Genomic DNA, 20476 nt, shown 5'->3' on the forward strand with positions numbered 1-20476 from the left:
CAAGGTGTGCCGCCACCTACTCGCAACACGCTGGAACACTCCCGATTTTCACCCGATCCGTAATGGACCGGATTACAATGGAAGCTCGGCTAGCTTAGCTTGCCGGAGTTCAGAGTCAAAATCACTCGAACTCTCCGCTGGGGTACCAGGACTCGAACCTAGAATGGCGGTACCAGAAACCGCTGTGTTGCCAATTACACCATACCCCAATGATCTTCCAGGCTTTCCTGACCTCGCGGCCGGGCTTGCCTTTCGAACGAAGAGAACAATATCAAAGCCCCCCACTGTTTCTCCAAATCAGCTGGTCAGAGGGTTGAAATAGCCCTCCGACCAGCTGATGGGACGGCTAGCCCTCCACCTGAGCACGAGCCGAGCGCAGGCGAGCGAGCGTCGCCTCCCGACCCAGCAGCTCCATCGACTCGTACAGCGGTGGACTGATGTGCGATCCGGTGACCGCGACGCGCACCGGCGCGAATGCCTTACGCGGCTTGAGTTCCATCTTCTCGATCAGCGCGCCCTTGAGCGCCTCCTCGATGTCCGCGGTGGCCCACGCCGGGAGGGCGTCGAGTGTTTCGATCGTTGCATCCAGAACAGGCGCCGCGTCCGCACCCAGGTTCTTGGCCGCAGCCGCCGGATCGATCTCGAAGTCCGACTCCGCCACGAAGAGGAACTTCAACAGGTCCCACGCGTCCGAGAGCACGACGATGCGCGTCTGCACCAACTCGGCCGCGACCGCGAACTGCTCGTCGGTGAGCGCGTCGACCGGATGCCCGTGCATGGTGAGGTACTCGCGCAGGCGCCCCGCGAAGTCCCCCGGCTCGAGGAGCCGAATCTGCTCGGCGTTGATGGCGTCGGCCTTCTTCTGATCGAAGCGCGCCGGGTTCGAGTTGACCGTGGAGATGTCGAACGCGGCGACCATCTCGTCGAGCGAAAAGACGTCGTGGTCGTCGGCAATACTCCAGCCCAGCAGCGCAAGGTAGTTGAGCAGACCCTCGGGGATGAAACCGCGATCGCGGTGAATGAAGAGGTTCGACTCCGGATCGCGCTTGGACAGCTTCTTGTTGCCCTGCCCCATCACGAACGGCAGGTGACCGAACTCCGGCGTGAAGTCGGCGACACCAATGCGCTGGAGGGCCTCGTACAGCGCGAGCTGACGCGGGGTGGAGGACAGCAGGTCCTCACCGCGCAGCACGTGGGTGATCTTCATCAACGCGTCATCGACGGGATTCACCAGTGTGTACAGCGGAATCCCATTACCGCGCGTGAGCGCGAAGTCCGGCACCGTGCCGGCCTTGAACGTGGTCTCGCCGCGCACCAGGTCGGTCCACGTCAGATCGTGATCGGGCATGCGCAGACGCACGACGGCCCCACGGCCCTCGTCACGGTACGCCTGACGCTGCTCGGGCGTGAGGTCACGATCGAAGTTGTCGTAGCCGAGCTTGGGATCGCGTCCGGCCGCCTTGTGCCGTGCCTCCACCTCCTCGGGCGTGGAGAACGACTCGTACGCCTCCCCCGCCTCGACGAGCTTGGCAACGATGTCGATGTGCTGGTCGCGCCGCTGCGACTGGCGATACGGCTCGTACGGGCCGCCCACCTCCGGCCCCTCGTCCCACGACAGACCGAGCCAGCGCAGTGCATCGAGGATCGCCTGGTACGACTCCTCGGTGTCACGCGCGGCATCGGTGTCTTCGATGCGGAACACGAAGGTGCCACCGTGGTGTCGCGCGAACGCCCAGTTGAACAGGGCAGTTCGGACGAGCCCGACGTGCGGGGTTCCGGTGGGTGACGGACAGAAACGGACTCGTACTTCGCTGGTGGTCATGGCTCACTTCGATAGACGCTGCTCGGCGCGACTAGGCGCGGATAGGACCCCTACAGGCTAGTCCCGTGACGCTTCCCTGCCGAGCGGTATCCGATCAGCGCTTGGCAGCAACCGGATTGGTCAGCGTGCCGATGCCCTCGATCGTGACGCTGACGCGCTGCCCGTCCACGATCGGACCCACACCCTCGGGGGTACCGGTGAGAATCACATCACCCGGCAGCAATGTCATGACAGCGGAAACCCACTCGATGATCTTCGGAATGTCATGCAGGAGAAGCGAAGTGCGGCTGCGTTGCTTGACCTCGCCGTCGACCTCGGTCGTGATCTCGACATCGGACGCGTCGAGCTTGGTCTCGATCCACGGCCCGAGCGGACAGAACGTGTCGTGGCTTTTCGCGCGAGTCCACTGACCGTCGTGGCGTTGTTGATCACGCGCGGAGATGTCGTTGGCGACGGTGTATCCAAGCACGACATCCAGGGCCTTCGCAGCCGGCACATCCTTGCACGGGCGACCGATCACGACCGCGAGTTCGCCCTCGTAGTGGACCTCGTTCGACGATGGCGGCAGCACGATCGGCGCACCCGGACCGACGATCGCGGTGTTGGGCTTGAGGAAGATGACCGGATCCTCCGGCGCCTCCCCGCCCATCTCGGCCGCGTGCGCGGCGTAGTTCTTCCCGACGCAGATGACCTTGCTCGCGAGGATCGGGGCGAGCAGGCGGACATCCGCCACCGGCCAGCTTCGACCTGTGAAAGTCGGTGTCCCGAAGGGATGCTCGGCAATCTCCTTCGCGATCTGCGCGTCACCCTCCCCCTCGATCGACACGAAGGCGACTCCGTCAGGACTGGCAATTCGACCTAGGCGCATGAGCGCAGTCTATCGAGCCAGTGGGTGACCTCACCCGGTGCCCACCGCGCAGACCGCGCCGGTGGGTCTACACTTCGAAACCTGTTCACATAATAAGATATGTGTCTCAAACTATGAGATGGTGAGATGAGTACGACGACGCATCCCCGCAGCCGGACCGGCTCCGTTCACCGCTGGTCGATGCTGGGGCTGGGGGTTCTCGCACAGTCCGCGGGGGCCGTCTTCGCCAACGCGCCCGCCTTTCTCATCCCCACGCTGCACGACGAGTACGGGATGAACCTGAGCCAGGCCGGACTGATCGCAGCCGCGCCGACGCTGGGGTTCCTGGTGAGCCTGATGGCCTGGGGAGCGATCGTCGACCGAATCGGCGAGCGGCGGGTGCTGGTGATCGGCCTGACCCTCACCGCCCTGGCGAGTGCCGGTGCCGCGCTGAGCAGCTCGTTCGCACTCCTCGGCGGCCTACTGGTGCTGGGCGGTATGGCCGCCTCCAGTGCGAACGCGGCGAGCGGGCGCGTCGTCGTCGGCTGGTTCCCGCCCGAGCGCCGCGGACTCGCGATGGGGATCCGTCAGATGTCGCTTCCACTGGGTGTGGCCGTCGCCGCCCTCACGGTGCCACGGATCGCCGAGTCACACGGCCTCGGCTGGGCGTTGGTGCTACCGACCATCGTGGCAGTCGTCGCGGTCGCGGCCTGCCTGTTCGTCGTCGATCCCCCGCGTCCGAGCCGAGCCCGCGCGCAGGAGAGCGGCCTGCTGGACAACCCGTACCGGAACCAGGGCGTGCTATGGCGGATCCACAGCGTCTCGGTCCTGCTGGTGGTGCCGCAGTACCTGGTGTGGACGTTCACGCTGGTGTGGCTGATGGCCGACCGGCACTGGTCGGCCGCGTCGGCGGGCGTCCTGATCACCGTTACGCAACTGCTCGGCGCCGCCGGCCGGATCGCGGCGGGCTTCTGGTCCGACCGGGTCGGCAGCCGGATGGGCCCACTGCGCACGGTTGCGATCGCCGCGGCCGTCTCGATGGGCGCGCTCGCACTCACCGACTGGCTGAACTCCCCCGTCTCGGTGGCACTGATGATGCTCGCATCCGTGATCACCGTGGCCGACAACGGGCTGGCGTTCACCGCCGTCGCGGAGATCGCCGGCCCATACTGGAGCGGCCGGGCGCTCGGCGCCCAGAACACGAGCCAGTACGTCGCGGCTTCACTGGTGCCGCCGATCTTCGGCGCCCTGATCGGCGTGGCCGGGTTTCCGCTGACGTTCGCGGCCGCGGCGCTGTTCCCGCTCGTCGCGGTGCCGCTGGTACCCGCCGACCAGCCTGAACGGAAGTAGTCGCAATCGACACGACCGCCGCCCGGATGCCGGGCGGCGGTCGTGTCTTGCCGAGGCGAACGGTCTAGACGGCGGCGGCGATCCGGTCCCCCACCTCGGTGGTGACGATCGGGGCGTCGCCACGGGAGGCAAGGTCCGCCTCGACGGCGGCCTCGATACGGGCGGCATCGTCCCCCCGGCCGAGGTGACGCAGCAACATCGCGGCCGACAGGATCGCGGCGGTGGGATCGGCGATGCCCTGGCCGGCGATGTCCGGGGCGGAGCCGTGGACGGGCTCGAACATCGACGGATTGGTCCCCGACGCGTCGATGTTGGCGCTCGCCGCCAGACCGATGCCACCGGTGACGGCGCCCGCCAGGTCGGTGATGATGTCGCCGAACAGGTTGTCGGTGACGATCACGTCGAAGCGAGCCGGGTCGGTGACCATGTAGATGGTCGCCGCATCGATGTGGCAGTAGGCGGTCTCGACGTCCGGGTACTCCGCGCCGACCGTCTCCATCGCACGCGTCCAGATGCGGCCGGCGTTGGAGAGCACGTTGGTCTTGTGGATCAGCGTCAGGTGCTTGCGCCGGGACTGCGCCAGCTCGTATGCGGCGCGGACGACGCGCTCGGCGCCGAACCACGTGTTGACCGAGACCTCGGTCGCAACCTCGTGCGGGGTGCCGACGCGGATCGAGCCACCGTTGCCGGTGTACGGGCCTTCGGTACCCTCACGGACCACGATGAAGTCGATGTCCGGGTTGGCGGCCAGCGGCGAGCTCGAGCCCGGGTAAGTGCGGGCCGGACGCAGGTTCACGTGGTGATCGAGCAGGAACCGCATGTTCAGCAGCAGGCCACGCTCGAGGATGCCGGGAGCGACGAACCGCGGGTCGCCGATGGCGCCGAGCAGGATCGCGTCGTGCTGGCGGATCGCGTCGAGCTCGGCCTCGGGCAGCAGGTCGCCGGTCTCGTTGTAGCGCTTGGCACCGAGGTCGAACTCGGTGGTCTCCACATCCGGAACCAGCTTCCTGAGGACCTTCAGCGCTTCCGCTGTGACCTCGACACCGATGCCGTCACCGGGGATGACCGCAAGCTTCATGGGACACACTCTCTTTCGACTGAGAATCCACCGGTGGCGTGAGACACCCCGGCTGCGCCGCTGGCCGCGACCATCGAGTCGACGATCACGGCCACCGGGTAGGACTGGGGAGGATCAGGACAGGTCGACCTGCTCGACGCGCGCGTCGAGCTGCTCCACGATCTGCGAGACCTCGGCGTCACCGACGACACGGTTCACGCGCAGGATGACGGTAGCCCCGGTGCCCTCGACGTCCTGGCTCAGCGCAGCGGCCTGGATGTCGATACCGGCATTGCCGAGCACGGTGCCGAGCACACCGAGGACACCGGGGCGATCCGCGTAATGCACGACGATGTTGTGGCCCTCGGCGCGCAGGTCGAAGCTGCGGCCGTTGACGTTGACGATCTTCTCGACCTGCTGCAGGCCGGTGAGCGCACCCGCGACCGCCGTCACGGTGCCGTCGGCGGCGACCGCGCGTACCTCGACGGCGCTGCGGTGCGACTGCGCCTCGCTGTGCTTCTCGACCTCGACGCTCACGCCGCGCTGCTCGGCGAGCTGCGGGGCATTGACGAACGTGACGGCCTCGTCGCTGCTCGCAGAGAACAGACCACGAAGAGCGGCCAGACCCAGGATCTCGACGTTCTCCGCCGAAAGCTCACCGCTGACGACGACCTGAACGTTCTGCACGGCCTCGGGCGACAGGGTGCCGGCCAGCAGACCCAGCTTGCGGACCAGCTCGAGCCACGGTGCGACCTCTTCACCGACCGGGCCACCGGAGACGTTGACCGCGTCCGGCACGAACTCGCCGGCCAGCGCCAGCAGGACACTCTTGGCAACGTCGGTACCGGCGCGGTCCTGGGCCTCCGAGGTGGACGCGCCGAGATGCGGGGTGACGACGACATTGTCGAGGTCGAACAGCTTGGAGTCGGTGCACGGCTCGGTGCTGAACACGTCGAGGCCAGCGGCGCGGACCTTGCCGTTCACGAGCGCGTCGTACAGTGCGTCCTCGTCGATCAGGCCGCCGCGGGCGGCGTTGACGATGATGACGCCGTCCTTGGCCTTGGCCAGGCGCTCGGCATTCAGCAGGCCGGCGGTCTCCTTGGTCTTGGGCAGGTGCACCGAGATGAAGTCGGCGCGCTCGACCAGCTGGTCGATGTCGACCAGTTCGATGCCCAGCTGCGCGGCGCGAGCGGCCGGCAGGTAGGGGTCGTACGCGATGATCTCGGTCTCGAACGCGGCGAGGCGCTGTGCGAACAGCTGGCCGATGCGGCCCAGGCCGACGACGCCGACGGTCTTGCCGAGGATCTCGGTGCCGTTGAAGCTCGAACGCTTCCAGGTCTTCTCGCGCAGCGTGCGGTCCGCGGCCGGGATCTGCCGCGCGGTCGACAGCAGCAGCGAGACGGCGTGCTCGGCGGCCGAGTGGATGTTGGAGGTCGGCGCATTCACGACCATGACGCCACGCTCGGTGGCAGCCGGGATGTCGACGTTGTCGAGGCCGACGCCGGCGCGGCCCACGATCTTGAGCTTCGTGGCGGCGGCCAGCACCTCGGCATCGACCGTCGTGGCCGAGCGGACCAACAGGGCGTCGGCCTCGGGCACGGCCGCGAGGAGCGCGGGACGGTCCGGACCGTCCACCCAGCGCACCTCGACACCGTCACCGAGCGCATCGACGGTCGATTGTGCGAGCTTGTCGGCGATCAGGACAACGGGACGGCCATTCTGGCTCACGAGGAACTCTCCTGTGTTCGGTGTCGGGGTGTGTCGGGTCGAACAGACGGTTACGGCTCCGCGCGGAGCGTGCGGGTGAGACCGTGACCGAATCAGTTTAGTGGGCCGACCGCGTCGATTTCGCATGACGGGTACCCGTTACCACATAGTGGACACCTGCGGTATGCAACTCAGAGATCCGCGCCACACTCGGGAACGACTCCGGCCCGAGGGCCGTGCGCTTTACGCGCACGACCCTCGGGCCGGATTGTCAGCTGTGGATCAGGCCGTCTCGGTGATCGGACGATCGACCCAGCTCATCATGTCGCGCAGCTTCTTGCCGGTGACCTCGATGGGGTGCTCGGCGTTGGCCTTGCGCAGGCCCTCGAGCTCGGTGTTGCCGTTCTCGACATTGGCAACCAGGCGACGGGTGAACTCGCCGGACTGGATATCGGCCAGGATCGCCTTCATGCGCTCCTTGGTGCCGGCATCGATAACACGGGGACCGCTCAGGTATCCACCGAACTCAGCGGTGTCGGACACCGAGTAGTTCATGCGGGCGATGCCACCCTCGTACATGAGGTCGACGATCAGCTTGAGCTCGTGCAGCACCTCGAAGTACGCCATTTCGGGCGCGTAGCCGGCCTCGACCATGACCTCGAAGCCGGTCTTGACGAGCTCCTCCGTGCCGCCACAGAGCACCGCCTGCTCGCCGAAGAGGTCCGTCTCGGTCTCTTCCTTGAAGGTGGTCTTGATGACGCCCGCGCGGGTGCCACCGATGCCCTTTGCGTAGGACAGCGCGAGGGCCTGGCCCTCACCCTTCGGGTCCTGATCGATGGCGATCAGGGCCGGAACGCCCTTGCCGTCGACGAACTGACGACGCACCAGGTGGCCGGGACCCTTGGGGGCGACCATGCCGACGGTGACGAACTCCGGAGCCTTGATCAGCTCGAAGTGGATGTTGAGGCCGTGGCCGAAGAACAGCGCGTCGCCGTCCTTGAGGTTCGGCTCGATGTCATTGGTGAAGATCGATGCCTGAGCGGTGTCGGGGGCAAGCACCATGATGACGTCGGCCCACTCGGCGACCTCCGCCGGCGTACCGACGGTCAGGCCCTGCTCCTCGGCCTTCGCGCGGGACTTCGAACCCTCCTTGAGGCCGATGCGCACATCGACACCGGAATCGCGCAGGCTCAGCGAGTGCGCGTGGCCCTGGCTGCCGTAGCCGATGACCGCGACCTTGCGGCCCTGGATGATCGACAGGTCTGCATCGTCGTCGTAGAACATCTCGACTGCCACAGTTCTTACCTTCCCTCTGGGTTCTATGAACGCTTGGTTGTCTGCTGTTGTAGGTGAAACGGCGTCTGGTGAGACGGTACTAGCGGGTCGCGGTGATCGACTTCGGCCCACGGCCGACCGCCACCACACCGGACTGCACGATCTCGCGGATCCCGAACGGGTCCAGCATGCGCAAGAGCGCGTCGAGCTTGGAGCGCGTGCCGGTCGCCTCGATCGTGACGGCCTCGGGTGAGACGTCGATCACCTTGGCGCGGAACAGGTTCACGGTCTCGATCACCTGTGTCCGAACGCTCGCATCGGCCCGCACCTTGATCAGGACAAGCTCACGAGCGACCGAAGCCTCGGTGTCCTGCTCGACGATCTTGATGACGTTGACGAGCTTGTTGAGCTGCTTCGTCACCTGCTCGAGCGGGAACTCGTCGACGGTCACGACGATCGTCATGCGCGAGATCTCGGGGATCTCGGTGCCGCCGACCGCGAGCGATTCGATGTTGAATCCCCGGCGGGAGAAGAGCGCGGCGACGCGGGCCAGCACGCCCGGCTTGTCCTCGACGAGAACACTGAGGGTGTGGCTGGTGCTCACTGGCGATCCTCTCCTGCTTCGGCGCCGGCGACCTGGTCGCGCGCGGTGGCTTCCTGCATGGCCTCATGGATGGCGGCGGGCTCGGCGGCGGCCTCGTCGTCGTCGAACAGCGGGCGGATACCCCGGGCCGCCATGATCTCGTCATTGCTGGTGCCGGCCGCGACCATCGGCCACACCTGGGCGTCGGCGCCGACGATGAAGTCGATGACGACCGGCTTGTCGTTGATCGACTGCGCGGTGCGGATGGCGTCCTCGACATCCTCCTCACGCTCGACGCGGATACCGACGCAACCCAGCGCCTCGGCGAGCTTGACGAAGTCCGGGATGCGGACGGTGCCGTGGGTGCCCAGGTTCGTGTTGGAGTAACGCTCGTCGTAGAACAGGGTCTGCCACTGGCGGACCATCCCGAGGTTGCCATTGTTGATGAGCGCGACCTTGATCGGCACCCCCTCGACGGCACAGGTGGCCAGTTCCTGATTGGTCATCTGGAAGCAGCCGTCACCGTCGATGGCCCACACCTCGGTGTCCGGCATGCCCATCTTGGCGCCCATCGCGGCAGGCACCGCGTAGCCCATGGTGCCCAGGCCGCCCGAGTTGAGCCACGTGCGCGGCTTCTCGTAGTTGACGAACTGTGCGGCCCACATCTGGTGCTGGCCGACGCCGGCGCAGTAGATGGCGTCGGGGCCCGCGAGCCGGCCGACGGCCTGGATCACGTACTCGGGCGACATCGAACCGTCCGCCGGGCGGTCGTACGCCAGTGGGTAGGTGCGACGGATTCCTTCGAGGTAGGCCCACCACTCGGCGAGGTCGAGAGTCGTGCCCGTCGCCTGATCGGCGCGGATCGCCTCGATCAGTTCGGCGATGACCTCCTTGCAGTCGCCCACGATCGGGACGTCCGCATGGCGGTTCTTGCCGATCTCGGCCGGGTCGATGTCCGCATGGATCACCTTGGCGTCGGGCGCGAACGAGTCGAGCTGGCCGGTGACGCGGTCGTCGAAGCGGGCGCCGAGGGTGATCAGCAGATCACTCTTCTGCAGCGCCGCGACCGCGGCCACGGTCCCGTGCATGCCCGGCATACCGCAGTTGAGCTGGTGGCTGTCCGGGAACGCGCCGCGCGCCATCAGCGTGGTGACGACGGGAATGCCGGTGAGCTCGGCCAGCTCGAGCAGCTCCGGCGAGGCGTCGGCCTTGATCACTCCGCCGCCGACGTACAGAACCGGAGACTTGGCATCGGCGATGAGCCGGGCAGCCTCACGAACCTGCTTGCCGTGCGGTTTGGTGACCGGACGGTACCCGGGCAGGTGCATCTCCGGCGGCCACGAGAAGGTGGTCTGCGCCTGCAGGATGTCCTTCGGGATGTCGACCAGGACCGCGCCCGGACGGCCGCTCGACGCGAGGTAGAACGCCTCCGCCAGGATGCGCGGGATGTCGATGCCGTCGGTGATCAGGAAGTTGTGCTTGGTGATCGGCATCGTGATGCCGGAGATGTCGGCTTCCTGGAAAGCGTCCGTGCCGATCAGCCCGCGACCGACCTGACCGGTGATCGCGACGACCGGAACCGAATCCATCTGCGCATCCGCGAGCGGCGTCACCAGGTTCGTCGCACCGGGACCCGAGGTGGCCATGCAGACGCCGACCTTGCCGGTGGCCTGCGCGTAGCCGGTGGCGGCGTGGCCGGCACCCTGCTCGTGGCGCACCAGAACGTGCCGCACCTTCTGCGAGTCGAAGAGTGGGTCGTACACCGGCAGAACGGCACCACCCGGGATACCGAAGACCGTGTCGACCTCGAGCTCCTCGAGCGCGCGGACGACGGACTGCGCGCCGGTCACCCGTTCGGGGGCGAGCTGACGACGATTACCGGTCTGCGTAGCGGCGGCCGCGGTAGTCGGGCTGGCTGCCCCCGACTTGCGCGGCGTGGGTTGAGGCCGTGCGGTTGGTGCGCTCACTGGAAAGTCCTCTGATTCTGGCTCCGGGCAATAAAAAACCCCCGTCAGCAGTCATCTGCTGGACGAGGGTGGCGCGTCGTTATCCGGCGAGTTGAAGAACCGGCTCAGGCGGCGACGCGCCTGCCGATTACAAGCAACTCATTCTGTTTCACGCGCTCGACGGTAGGCGCGTAAACGGTAGACAGTCAACTTTGGTGAGTGCGCTGTCCCAGAATGTAAGATGCCTCGGCTGCAGTGCGAAGATGGTGAGGTGTCATCTCCTCAGCAGCCCGTGCCACCGCAGTCATCATCCCACACGCCCGAGAACCCGCGACAGATCATCCGGATTTCGCCGCTCGCCCTGATGGCGTGCGTGTTCCTGCTGTTCTGCTTCAGCTTCCCGGTGCTCGGATGGCCCGCCGCCTTCGGCTGGATGCTCGTGATCCCGTTCCTCATCGCGGCATGGGTGCTTCGCGTGCGGACCACCGTCACCGAGAACGGCCTCGAACTGCGCCGAGCGTTCTCGACGCAGTCCATATCGTGGGATCAAATCAAGGGCTTCCGCTTCCCGAAGCGCGGATGGGCGCGCGCCGACCTCGTCGACGGAACCGAGGTCTCGCTGCCGGTCGTGACATTCGGCCGCTTGCCGCAGCTCGCCTCCGCGAGCGGCGGCCGCATCACCGACCCGTATGCGGCCGCGCGCGAGGCCGAGGCGGCCGCCGCCTCCAACAAGGACGACGACACGGATGCCCAGCCGAATACCGAATAGTCCGCGCGCGGGAGTAGCGTCTCACCAGGACGTCTCCCGCTCCCACCGGAGATGACGAGGCTCCCCGGAAAGCCGAATCGGGTCCTTGCCGACCAGCACCTTCACGGGCCCACTGATTACGTATTTCGCCGTGCTCGGCGCACAGCCCGCCGCCGAGACCGATGATCGACGACGAAGGAAATCGCCCATGCCCCCGCTCAGGTCACGCACCACCACTGTCGGACGTAACGCTGCCGGAGCCCGCGCGCTGTGGCGCGCCACCGGTATGACCGACTCCGACTTCGGAAAGCCGATCGTCGCGATCGCGAACTCGTACACCCAATTCGTCCCCGGCCACGTTCACCTCAAGAACGTCGGCGAGATCGTTGCCGAGGCCGTCCGCGCAGCCGGCGGCGTGCCCCGCGAGTTCCACACGATCGCCGTCGACGACGGCATCGCGATGGGCCACGGCGGCATGCTCTACTCGCTGCCGAGCCGCGAGATCATCGCCGACTCCGTCGAGTACATGGTCAACGCGCACACCGCCGACGCCCTGGTCTGCATCTCGAACTGCGACAAGATCACCCCCGGCATGCTCAATGCCGCGATGCGCCTGAACATCCCGACGGTCTTCGTCTCGGGAGGCCCGATGGAGGCCGGCAAGGCCGTCGTCGTCGGCGGTGTCGCACAGGCCCCCACCGATCTCATCACCGCGATCTCCGCGAGCGCCAATGACGCTGTGTCCGAGGAGGGCCTGGACGAGGTCGAGCGCAGCGCGTGCCCCACATGCGGTTCGTGCTCGGGCATGTTCACCGCCAACTCGATGAACTGCCTCACCGAGGCGCTCGGACTCGCGCTGCCCGGCAACGGCTCCACGCTGGCCACCCACGAGGCCCGCCGCGCCCTGTTCAGCCGGGCCGGCACCACCGTCGTCGAGGCAGCACTGAAGTACTACCGCGACGAGGACGAGTCGGTGCTGCCGCGGAACATCGCCTCCCCCAAGGCATTCCGCAACGCCATGGCCCTCGATGTCGCGATGGGCGGCTCCACCAACACGGTGCTGCACACCCTCGCCGCGGCGCAGGAGGGCGAGGTCGACTTCGACCTCGACACCATCGACGAGATCAGCCGGCTGGTGCCGTGCCTGTCGAAGGTCTCGCCCAACTCGGACTACCACATGGAGGACGTCCACCGCGCCGGTGGCATCCCCGCGCTGCTGGGTGAGCTACGCCGCGCCGGACTGCTGGAAACGGACGTCTCGACCGTGCACACCAAGAGCTTCGACGAATGGCTCGACACCTGGGACATCCGCTCCGGCAAGGCGAGCGACGAGGCACTCGAGCTCTTCCACGCGGCGCCGGGCGGCGTGCGCACCACCGAGCCGTTCTCGACCGACAACCGCTGGTCCGCGCTCGACACCGACGCCGAGGGCGGCTGCATTCGCGACCTCGAACACGCCTACACCGTCGAGGGTGGCCTGTGCGTGCTGCGCGGCAACATCGCCGTCGACGGCGCGATCCTCAAGACCGCCGGGATCGACGAGGAGCTGTTCTCCTTCCAGGGGCCGGCCGTCGTCGTCGAGTCGCAGGAGGCTGCCGTGTCGGTGATCCTGCAGAAGCAAATCAAGCCGGGCGACGTCCTCGTGGTCCGCTACGAGGGCCCCAAGGGCGGCCCGGGCATGCAGGAGATGCTGCACCCCACCGCGTTCCTCAAGGGCGCCGGCCTCGGCAAGGAGTGCGCACTCGTCACCGACGGCCGCTTCTCCGGTGGCACGTCGGGCCTGTCGATCGGCCACATCTCGCCCGAGGCCGCAGCGGGTGGTGTGATCGGACTCGTCGAGGACGGCGACCAGATCCGCATCGACGTCGCGACCCGCACCCTCGAGGTCCTCGTCGACGACGAGACCCTCGCGCAGCGCCGCGCCAAGATGGAGGCGTCCGAGCGTCCGTGGCAGCCGGTGGACCGCCAGCGCACCGTCACCACGGCGCTGCGGGCATACGCCGCACTGGCCACATCCGCCGACAAGGGCGCCGTTCGCCACGTGCCGTAAGGCGTAGCTGCCGCTCCGGTTTTCGTCGTGCCGCGTCCCCGATCGGGGGCGCGCCACGACTGTTTTCGGAGCGGCACCCTGTGGACAGCGCACAATCCATCCACAGATCGCGGAACGGGCGCCCGCCCTGGTGCGTGAAACGCGAGGCTCGACGCATGGAATTCGATGGCACACCACTGGTGTTCAGGTCCGACGCACTCGCGCGCGGGTTCACCGACCACGAACTGCGTACCGCCCGACGGTCGAGGCGCCTACTCGCGGTGCGGCCCGGCGCGTACGTGCGCGGCGAGGATCTTGCGCAACTCGATTCTGTCGGGCAACACCGGCTCGCCGTCCTCGCCACCGCAAAGGCGAGCCCCGGAGCCGTCGTCAGCCACGTGTCGGCGGCCGTCCTCCACGGCATCACGGTCTGGAACGTGCCGCTGCGCCGAGTGCACACCACCCTCGACCGTCCGTGCGGCGGCAAGATCACCACCCGCCGTCACGTACACGTCGCCCAACTCCCAGCCGAGGACATCGTCGTCATCGACGAAATCGCGGTCACCGCGCCCGCACGGACCGTCATCGATCTCGCGCGGACGGTTCCCTTCGAGAGTGCGGTGGTGGCCGGCGATCACGCGCTCGCAACCGGACTGGTCACCCACGACGAGCTACGCGAGGAACTGGCCCGGTGTCGCGGACGGAGGGGAAGCGCGCAGGCGACGCGGGCGATGACCTTCATGGACGGGCGCAGCGAGAGCGTCGGCGAATCCCGCAGCCGCGTGCTGATCCACCGCGCCGGGCTGCCCGCACCCGAACCGCAGCGCGTCCTGTTCGACGCCGGGGTTCCGATCGGCCGCGTCGACTTCTGGTTCGAGCGCGAGCGCGCCGTCGGCGAGTTCGACGGGCACGGCAAGTACACCGAGCATCTGCGCCCCGGTCAGACCACCGAACAGGCGGTCATCGAGGAGAAGTTGCGCGAGGACGACATCCGCTCGGCGGGCTACGGTGTCGCCCGCTGGGGCTGGAAGGAGCTGAGCGCACCCGATGAAGTGGTGCGGCGGCTGAGACGGGCCTTCGGCTGCAGCCGGGGTGCCGCGCCGGAAATGGTTGCGCCGCTCCCCCGATCGGAGGAGCGGCGCAACGAAAAGCGGAGCGGCGGCGTCAGATGACGGGGTTCGCGCCGTTGAGGAAGATCCACACGCACACACCGGCCGCGATGCCGAGGATCAGCGCGATGAGGGAGCCGACATAGGGGCGCGTCGCCCACCGGCGGCGGCCGTCCAGCGAGATGCGCCCGGGACCGGTGAGGATGATCGCCGCAGCGGCGGCTCCGAGCAGCGTCTCGTACTCGACGCCGCCGGGCGCGAAGTATTCGAGTCCGGGCTCCATGACCTGCTTGAAGCACCACGCGTTGATCATCACCGCGAGCACAGACGCGGCCGCAACCGGGGTGAGCAGGCCCAGGATCAGCAGTGTGCCACCGGCGACCTCACCGACGGCGCCCAGAATCGCGAGCGCTCGGGCATGGTCGAATCCGGCGTCGACCAGGACATCCCGGAAACCACCGAGGCCGGGACCGTTCCACCAGCCGGTCAGCTTCTGCAGGCCGTGGACGAGGATCGTGCCGCCGACCGCGACGCGCAGTACCGCCAGTCCGAGGTCCAGCGTTCCGCGGCGGGAATCGACATCGTCGCCGGACGCGGGCGCTACCGCGACAGGCGCTGCGACGGGTGCAGCGGCGATCGGCTCGGACACGATCGGCTCGGGCCGCGACCTGCCGGGCTGGTCACGCCCGATCACCTGGGTCGGCTGATCGTCGACGGAAGGTGGCACGGTCGGCGCCTGACCGGGTTTGAACATCGGAATCTGTTCGGTGGGCAGGCTGTCGGCGTCGCGCGCCCCGAAATCGAGATCGTCGTCGGTGTGCGCGAGCGGGGACTCGGCCGGGCGGGCGGACTGAGCCGACTGAGCCGGGAACCTCTCGGTCGGCTGGTCGAACGGACTCGGCGCGGACCCCGTGTCGGTGGACTCGGTGTGATCTTTCGGCTTGTCAGTCACGCATTGCAGCCTAAGTCCGTTCACGTGGCCGTCCGGGTAGCCCGGCCCCGGCGCGCCGATCACACCACACCGACGTGGCGAAGAGCGACGAACCTTCCGTAACGTCTTGGATCATGACGACGGGTGAACGGCGCAGGGTATCCAGGCGCGCGGGCGGCGTGGCGATCTGCGCCACCGCACTGATCGTGACCGCAGGGTGCGCCGAGTTCGACGACTCCGCCTCGTCGGCGTTCACACCCGAACCGACATTCGGTTCCGGCGCGGAGGTCCAGCCGTTCGAACCTCCCGCCCCGTCGTCCGTGGCGCCGGATCCGGCGAGTCCGGACGATCCGTGTGTCGACCGCGACGCGAACATCGTCGCAACCTGTCTGGACACCACTGGCGGACTGGCGATGTTGCCCGGCGGCGACTCGGCACTGGTGGCCGAACGCAGGACCGGCAGGATCCTGCGGGTGGCACCGGGCACGATGCCCACCGAGTTTGCCCGCATCCCGGTCGATTCCAGCTCCGACGGTGGCCTGCTCGGCATTGCGCTGTCCCCCACCTACGCGGAGGACAACCTGCTCTACGCATACGTGACGACACCCACCGACAACCGTGTGGTCCGCATCGCGCCCGGCGATACCCCGAAGGACGTACTCACCGGCATCCCCCGTGGCAACGCGGGAAATGCGGGCGCGCTGACGTTCGCACGGCCGGGCGAGTTGCTGGTGCTCACCGGTGACACCGAGAATCCGGCCGCGGCAACGGATCCCACTTCTCTCGCCGGGAAGCTGCTTCGGGTGACGGCACTGACGTCGACGCCCAATCCGCCGCGTCCGGCGGTGGTGCTGTCGGGCATCGGCCGCGCCGGCGGAGTATGCGCCGATCACGGCGGAGGCGTGTGGGTCACCGACCGTACCGTCGTCGAGGACCGGCTCCAGCGGGTACGCCCGGACGGCACGGTCGGCGCGCCCGTGTGGACGTGGCCCGACAAGCCCGGTGTCGCCGGCTGCGCAGCCGCCCAGGGCGCGATTGCGGTGGCCCTGACCGATGCCCAGGCCATGGCGGTGCTCACCACAGAGGCTGCGACGGGCGCCGTCACCGCCACGCCCGCGCTGCTCGCCCAGAAGCTGTACGGACGCCTGGCCGGCACCGCAATCAGCGGTGAGGGCCAGATCTGGGCGGCGACGGTCAACAAGTCCGGTGGCGAACCCGGCCCCACCGACGACCGGGTCGTGAAGATTCCGATGCCCAACGGCGGCGGCGGATTCGACTGACCGTCAGGCTGCGACGTCGCGGGCCTTCGTCGTCGGTTCCTCATGTCCCAGGACGCTTGCGAGCAGAGGCAGCACCAGCACGGTGATTGCGCCCGCCGCCACGAGGATCGACGCGATCGCGTTGGACATCTCGCCCGCCGCGACCGCGACGCCGGTCACCGCCACGATCAGCGGCAGCCCGGTGGTGGAATAGAGCGCAATCTGCACCTGCTCACGCGTGTCGAAGTTCGCACCGCCCGGTCCGCGGTCGAGCCTGGACGCGACGAACACCGGCACGCCGCGGGCCACGATCAGCAGGCCGAGGAAGGCCACCAGGATCAGCGGCTCGGCCGCGACGGCGACGATGTCGATGGCCATACCGGACGTGACGAAGAAGATCGGGATCAGCAGGCCGAAAGCGATACCCTCGAGCTTGGTCTCGAGCTGCTCGCTGCCGCCGGGAACGGCACGGCGCAGGATGAATCCGGCCGCGAAAGCGCCGAGGATGATGTCGAGGTCGAACACCGCTGCGACGGCGATGAGGGCAACCAGCAGCAGCATGACCAGCCGAACGGTGGTCTGTGCGGTGGTGTCGGCGCCGAGGCGCACCAGCGAGAGCAGCCGCGAACCCTCCCGCAGGATCCGGGCCGGGAGCATCGCGACCACGACGGCAACGGCGGCGAATGCCGCGAGCACCAACAAAGACGCGATCGCGCCGCGCGTGCCCAGGAGAATCGCCATCGCGAGCACCGGACCCAGCTCGCCGATCGCGCCGTGGTTGAGCACGGTGCGGCCCAGCCGGGTATCGAGCAGTCCCCGATCCTTGAGAATCGGGAGGAGGGTGCCGAGAGCCGTCGACGTCAACGCGATCGCCACCGCGATCTCGGCGCTCATCAATCCCGCCATACCTAGCACGCCCACGATCGCGAACGCGATTGCCAGACATACCGACCAGGTGACGAGCGCGCGGCGACCGCCCCGCCCGGTCAGCTCATCGGTGTCCACCTCGTACCCGGCAAGCAGGAACAACATGCCCAGGCCGAGCTCACGAAGGACACCGATCTCCGTGCCGACCCCCGCAATATCCAGCGCGTACGGGCCGATGACGATGCCGGCCACCAGGAGCAGCACCACCTCGGGAACGAGGCGTCGTGGGAGCACACCCGCCAGGAGGGGCGCTACCGCGGCAGCGACCGTGATCCAGAACAGCGAGGTGGCAACGGCGGCATCCATGCGCCGCTACGTTAGCTGCACGCAGCGATGACGAGTTCCTTGACCCGGGCCGGGTCCGCCTGGCCGCGAGTCGCCTTCATCACATCGCCGACGATCTTGCCCGCCGCGGCAACCTTGCCGCTGCGGATCTTGTCGGCGATGTCGGGGTTCGCGGCGAGGGCCTCGTCGACGGCGGCCTGCAGCTTGGTGTCGTCGCGCTCGACCACGAGCTCGGGATGGTTCGCGACCACCTGCTCCGGATCGCCCTCACCATCGAGGACGTGGTCGACGACCTGACGAGCCACCTTGTTGTTGAGCTTGCCGCTGTCGATGAGCGCGACGATCTGCGCCACCTGCGCGGGCGTGATCGGCAGATCGGCGAGCTCGACACCGCGGGTGTTCGCCTGCTGTGCGAGGTAGGACACCCACCACGACCGCGCCGCGTCGGCGGGCGCGCCGGCCTCGGTTGTCGCGATCACCAGATCGAGAGCACCGGCGTTGACCAGGTCGCGCATGACCTCGTCGGACACGCCCCACTCCTCCTGGATGCGGGCACGGCGGATCCACGGCAACTCCGGCAGCGTGCCGCGCAGCTGCTCGACCCAGGCTGCGTCGGGCGCGACCGGCTCGAGGTCCGGCTCGGGGAAGTAGCGGTAGTCCTCCGCGGTCTCCTTGCGGCGACCGGGAGAAGTGGTGCCGTCGGCCTCCTGGAAGTGCCGGGTCTCCTGAATGACCTCACCACCGGCGACGAGCACGGCGCCCTGACGGCGCATCTCGTACCGAACCGCGGTTTCGACGCTCTTGAGCGAGTTGACGTTCTTGGTCTCGGTACGGGTGCCGAACACGTCAGCGCCGATCGGCATGAGCGAAACGTTGGCGTCGCAGCGCAGCGAGCCCTGGTCCATGCGGACATCGGACACGTCGAGGGCCTCGAGCAGGTCGCGCAGGGCCGCGACGTACGCGCGAGCCACCTCGGGGGCGCGCTCACCGGCACCGGTGATGGTCTTGGTCACGATCTCCACGAGCGGCACACCGGCCCGGTTGTAGTCGAGCAGCGAGTGGCTGGCACCGTGGATACGACCGGTGGCGCCGCCCACGTGCAGTGACTTGCCGGTGTCCTCCTCCATGTGTGCGCGCTCGATCTCGACGCGCCAGGTGGTGCCGTCGTCGAGCACGACATCGAGGTAGCCCTCGGTCGCGATGGGCTCGTCGTACTGCGAGATCTGGTAGTTCTTCGGCTGGTCCGGGTAGAAGTAGTTCTTCCGTGCGAACCTGCCCCACGGCGTGATCGAACAGTTCAGCGCCAGGCCGATGCGGATTGCGGACTCGACCGCAGCCTGGTTGACCACCGGAAGCGCGCCGGGCATGCCGAGGCACACGGGGCACACCTGCGTGTTGGGCTCGGCACCGAACGCAGTCGGGCACGGGCAGAACATCTTGGTGTTGGTGTGCAGCTCGACGTGCACTTCCATGCCCAGGACGGGCTCGAACTTCGCGAGGACGTCGTCATAGTCGAGAAGGTCAGCGGACACGGCGGCAGTCATGGCCATGAGTTTATGCGCCGGGTCACCCGAAGAACGCGGCCGCCTCCCGGTAGCGGTCGACGGGGACTGTCTTCAGCCGCTTGGTCGCCTCCGCGAGGGGTACCAGCTCGATGGTGGTGCCGTGCAGTGCCACCATCTGACCGAACTGACCGCTGTGGGCGGCATCCGTCGCGTGGACCCCGAAACGGGTCGCGAGGACGCGATCGTACGGGGTCGGGGTACCACCGCGCTGCACATGGCCCAGCACCGTGGTCCGCACCTCCTTGCCGATGCGCCGTTCGATCTCGATCGCGAGTTGCTGTGCGACACCGGTGAAGATCTTGTGACCGAACTCGTCGATCCCACCCTCGCGCAACGTCATCGATTCGGGATCCGGAGCGGCGCCCTCGGCGACGACACAGATGAAGTGCGAGTCGCCGCGCTGGAACCGCTTCTTCACCAGCGCGCACACCTCGTCGACGTCGAAGGGTTCCTCGGGCACCAGCGTCAGGTGCGCACCCGAGGCCATCCCCGCCTGCAGCGCGATCCAGCCGGCGTGCCGGCCCATCACCTCGACGAGCATCACCCGCTGATGCGACTCCGCGGTGGTGTGCAGCCGGTCGATTGCCTCGGTCGCGATCGTCAGAGCCGTATCGAACCCGAACGTGACGTCGGTGCAGTCGATGTCGTTGTCGATCGTCTTGGGCACCCCTACCACCGGGACTCCGCTGTCGGCGAGCCAGCTGCCCGCGGTGAGTGTGCCCTCCCCGCCGATCGGGATCAGCACGTCGATGCCGTTGTCGTCGAGGGTCTGCTTGATCCGGTCGAGCCCGTCGTGCAGCTTCTGCGGATTGACCCGCGCGGTCCCCAGAATCGTCCCGCCGCGCGCGAGAATGCGGTCGATCCGGTCCTCGTTGCGCATCTGCATCTTGCGGTCCTCGAGCAGACCTCGCCAACCATCGCGGAACCCGACGACGGTGCTGCCGTAGCGTGCGTCCGCGGTGCGTACAACGGCACGGATGACGGCGTTGAGTCCGGGGCAGTCGCCGCCCCCGGTGAGAATTCCGATGCGCATCAC

The 20476-nt window shown here is 67.7% G+C and carries 16 protein-coding genes and 1 tRNA gene; 5 read left to right on the forward strand and 12 right to left on the reverse strand.

The window, feature by feature from the left end; genetic code table 11:
• Nucleotides 1-137: 137 nt before the first annotated feature.
• The 3 genes from ERC79_RS03670 to ERC79_RS03680 form a co-directional block, all read right to left on the reverse strand.
• Nucleotides 138-209, reverse strand: a tRNA-Gln gene (locus ERC79_RS03670).
• Between the two features lie 137 nt (nucleotides 210-346).
• Nucleotides 347-1822, reverse strand: coding sequence for a glutamate--tRNA ligase (gene gltX, locus ERC79_RS03675; RefSeq protein WP_131575822.1), 1476 nt, complete (start codon nucleotides 1820-1822; stop codon nucleotides 347-349).
• Between the two features lie 94 nt (nucleotides 1823-1916).
• On the reverse strand, nucleotides 1917-2690 hold the full coding sequence (locus tag ERC79_RS03680; protein WP_131575824.1) for a fumarylacetoacetate hydrolase family protein: 774 nt from the start codon (nucleotides 2688-2690) through the stop codon (nucleotides 1917-1919).
• A 126-nt stretch (nucleotides 2691-2816) separates the two neighbouring features.
• Between ERC79_RS03680 and ERC79_RS03685 the strand changes: the two genes are divergently transcribed.
• On the forward strand, nucleotides 2817-4019 hold the full coding sequence (locus ERC79_RS03685; protein ID WP_207390421.1) for an MFS transporter: 1203 nt from the start codon (nucleotides 2817-2819) through the stop codon (nucleotides 4017-4019).
• 64 nt (nucleotides 4020-4083) lie between these two features.
• Here ERC79_RS03685 and ERC79_RS03690 read toward each other — a convergent pair whose 3' ends face one another.
• The 5 genes from ERC79_RS03690 to ERC79_RS03710 all read right to left on the reverse strand — a co-directional run bounded on the left by ERC79_RS03690 (nucleotide 4084) and on the right by ERC79_RS03710 (nucleotide 10608).
• Nucleotides 4084-5097 (reverse strand): 3-isopropylmalate dehydrogenase, encoded by a 1014-nt coding sequence (locus ERC79_RS03690; protein WP_131575826.1) that lies wholly within the window; start codon nucleotides 5095-5097, stop codon nucleotides 4084-4086.
• Nucleotides 5098-5211: 114 nt separating this feature from the next.
• Nucleotides 5212-6804, reverse strand: a complete 1593-nt coding sequence (gene serA, locus ERC79_RS03695; RefSeq protein ID WP_131575827.1) for a phosphoglycerate dehydrogenase — start codon at nucleotides 6802-6804, stop codon at nucleotides 5212-5214.
• A gap of 261 nt (nucleotides 6805-7065) precedes the next feature.
• Nucleotides 7066-8067: a ketol-acid reductoisomerase gene (gene ilvC / locus ERC79_RS03700; protein ID WP_207390478.1), complete on the reverse strand. Its 1002-nt coding sequence runs from the start codon at nucleotides 8065-8067 to the stop codon at nucleotides 7066-7068.
• 91 nt (nucleotides 8068-8158) lie between these two features.
• On the reverse strand, nucleotides 8159-8662 hold the full coding sequence (gene ilvN / locus ERC79_RS03705) for an acetolactate synthase small subunit (protein ID WP_131575831.1): 504 nt from the start codon (nucleotides 8660-8662) through the stop codon (nucleotides 8159-8161).
• The gene (locus ERC79_RS03710) at nucleotides 8659-10608 is read right to left on the reverse strand and encodes an acetolactate synthase large subunit (protein ID WP_131575832.1); all 1950 of its coding nucleotides are present in this window, start codon (nucleotides 10606-10608) and stop codon (nucleotides 8659-8661) included. The genes ilvN and ERC79_RS03710 overlap by 4 nt, the downstream gene beginning before the upstream one ends.
• Nucleotides 10609-10879: 271 nt before the next feature.
• Here ERC79_RS03710 and ERC79_RS03715 point away from each other — a divergent pair, with 271 nt between their 5' ends.
• The 3 genes from ERC79_RS03715 (at nucleotide 10880) to ERC79_RS03725 (ending at nucleotide 14536) form a co-directional block, all read left to right on the forward strand.
• Nucleotides 10880-11356: a PH domain-containing protein gene (locus ERC79_RS03715; protein ID WP_131580699.1), complete on the forward strand. Its 477-nt coding sequence runs from the start codon at nucleotides 10880-10882 to the stop codon at nucleotides 11354-11356.
• Nucleotides 11357-11543: 187 nt separating this feature from the next.
• A complete protein-coding gene (gene ilvD, locus ERC79_RS03720) occupies nucleotides 11544-13385 on the forward strand; it encodes a dihydroxy-acid dehydratase (protein WP_131575834.1) in 1842 nt (613 codons plus the stop codon).
• Between the two features lie 155 nt (nucleotides 13386-13540).
• Nucleotides 13541-14536 carry a hypothetical protein gene (locus ERC79_RS03725; RefSeq protein ID WP_131575836.1) on the forward strand — a complete coding sequence of 332 codons (996 nt, stop codon included), beginning with the start codon at nucleotides 13541-13543 and terminating at the stop codon, nucleotides 14534-14536.
• On the opposite strand, the gene ERC79_RS03730 is transcribed toward ERC79_RS03725, so the two are convergent.
• Nucleotides 14529-15425, reverse strand: a complete 897-nt coding sequence (locus tag ERC79_RS03730) for a DoxX family protein (protein WP_131575838.1) — start codon at nucleotides 15423-15425, stop codon at nucleotides 14529-14531. The two genes, ERC79_RS03725 and ERC79_RS03730, sit on opposite strands and share 8 nt — an antisense overlap.
• A 113-nt stretch (nucleotides 15426-15538) precedes the next feature.
• On the opposite strand from ERC79_RS03730, the gene ERC79_RS03735 reads away from it, so the two are divergent.
• Nucleotides 15539-16684, forward strand: coding sequence for a PQQ-dependent sugar dehydrogenase (locus tag ERC79_RS03735; protein ID WP_131575840.1), 1146 nt, complete (start codon nucleotides 15539-15541; stop codon nucleotides 16682-16684).
• Nucleotides 16685-16687: 3 nt separating this feature from the next.
• Here ERC79_RS03735 and ERC79_RS03740 read toward each other — a convergent pair whose 3' ends face one another.
• Genes ERC79_RS03740 through ERC79_RS03750 form a run of 3 tightly spaced genes read right to left on the reverse strand, consistent with a single transcriptional unit; the run spans nucleotide 16688 to nucleotide 20473 of the window.
• A complete protein-coding gene (locus ERC79_RS03740; protein WP_131575842.1) occupies nucleotides 16688-17896 on the reverse strand; it encodes a cation:proton antiporter in 1209 nt (402 codons plus the stop codon).
• A gap of 11 nt (nucleotides 17897-17907) precedes the next feature.
• Nucleotides 17908-19419: an Asp-tRNA(Asn)/Glu-tRNA(Gln) amidotransferase subunit GatB gene (gene gatB / locus ERC79_RS03745; protein WP_131575844.1), complete on the reverse strand. Its 1512-nt coding sequence runs from the start codon at nucleotides 19417-19419 to the stop codon at nucleotides 17908-17910.
• Nucleotides 19420-19441: 22 nt separating this feature from the next.
• Nucleotides 19442-20473 carry an ATP-dependent 6-phosphofructokinase gene (locus ERC79_RS03750; protein WP_131575846.1) on the reverse strand — a complete coding sequence of 344 codons (1032 nt, stop codon included), beginning with the start codon at nucleotides 20471-20473 and terminating at the stop codon, nucleotides 19442-19444.
• Nucleotides 20474-20476: the final 3 nt, after the last annotated feature.

Source organism: Rhodococcus sp. ABRD24 (assembly GCF_004328705.1).
Classification (GTDB): domain Bacteria; phylum Actinomycetota; class Actinomycetes; order Mycobacteriales; family Mycobacteriaceae; genus Prescottella.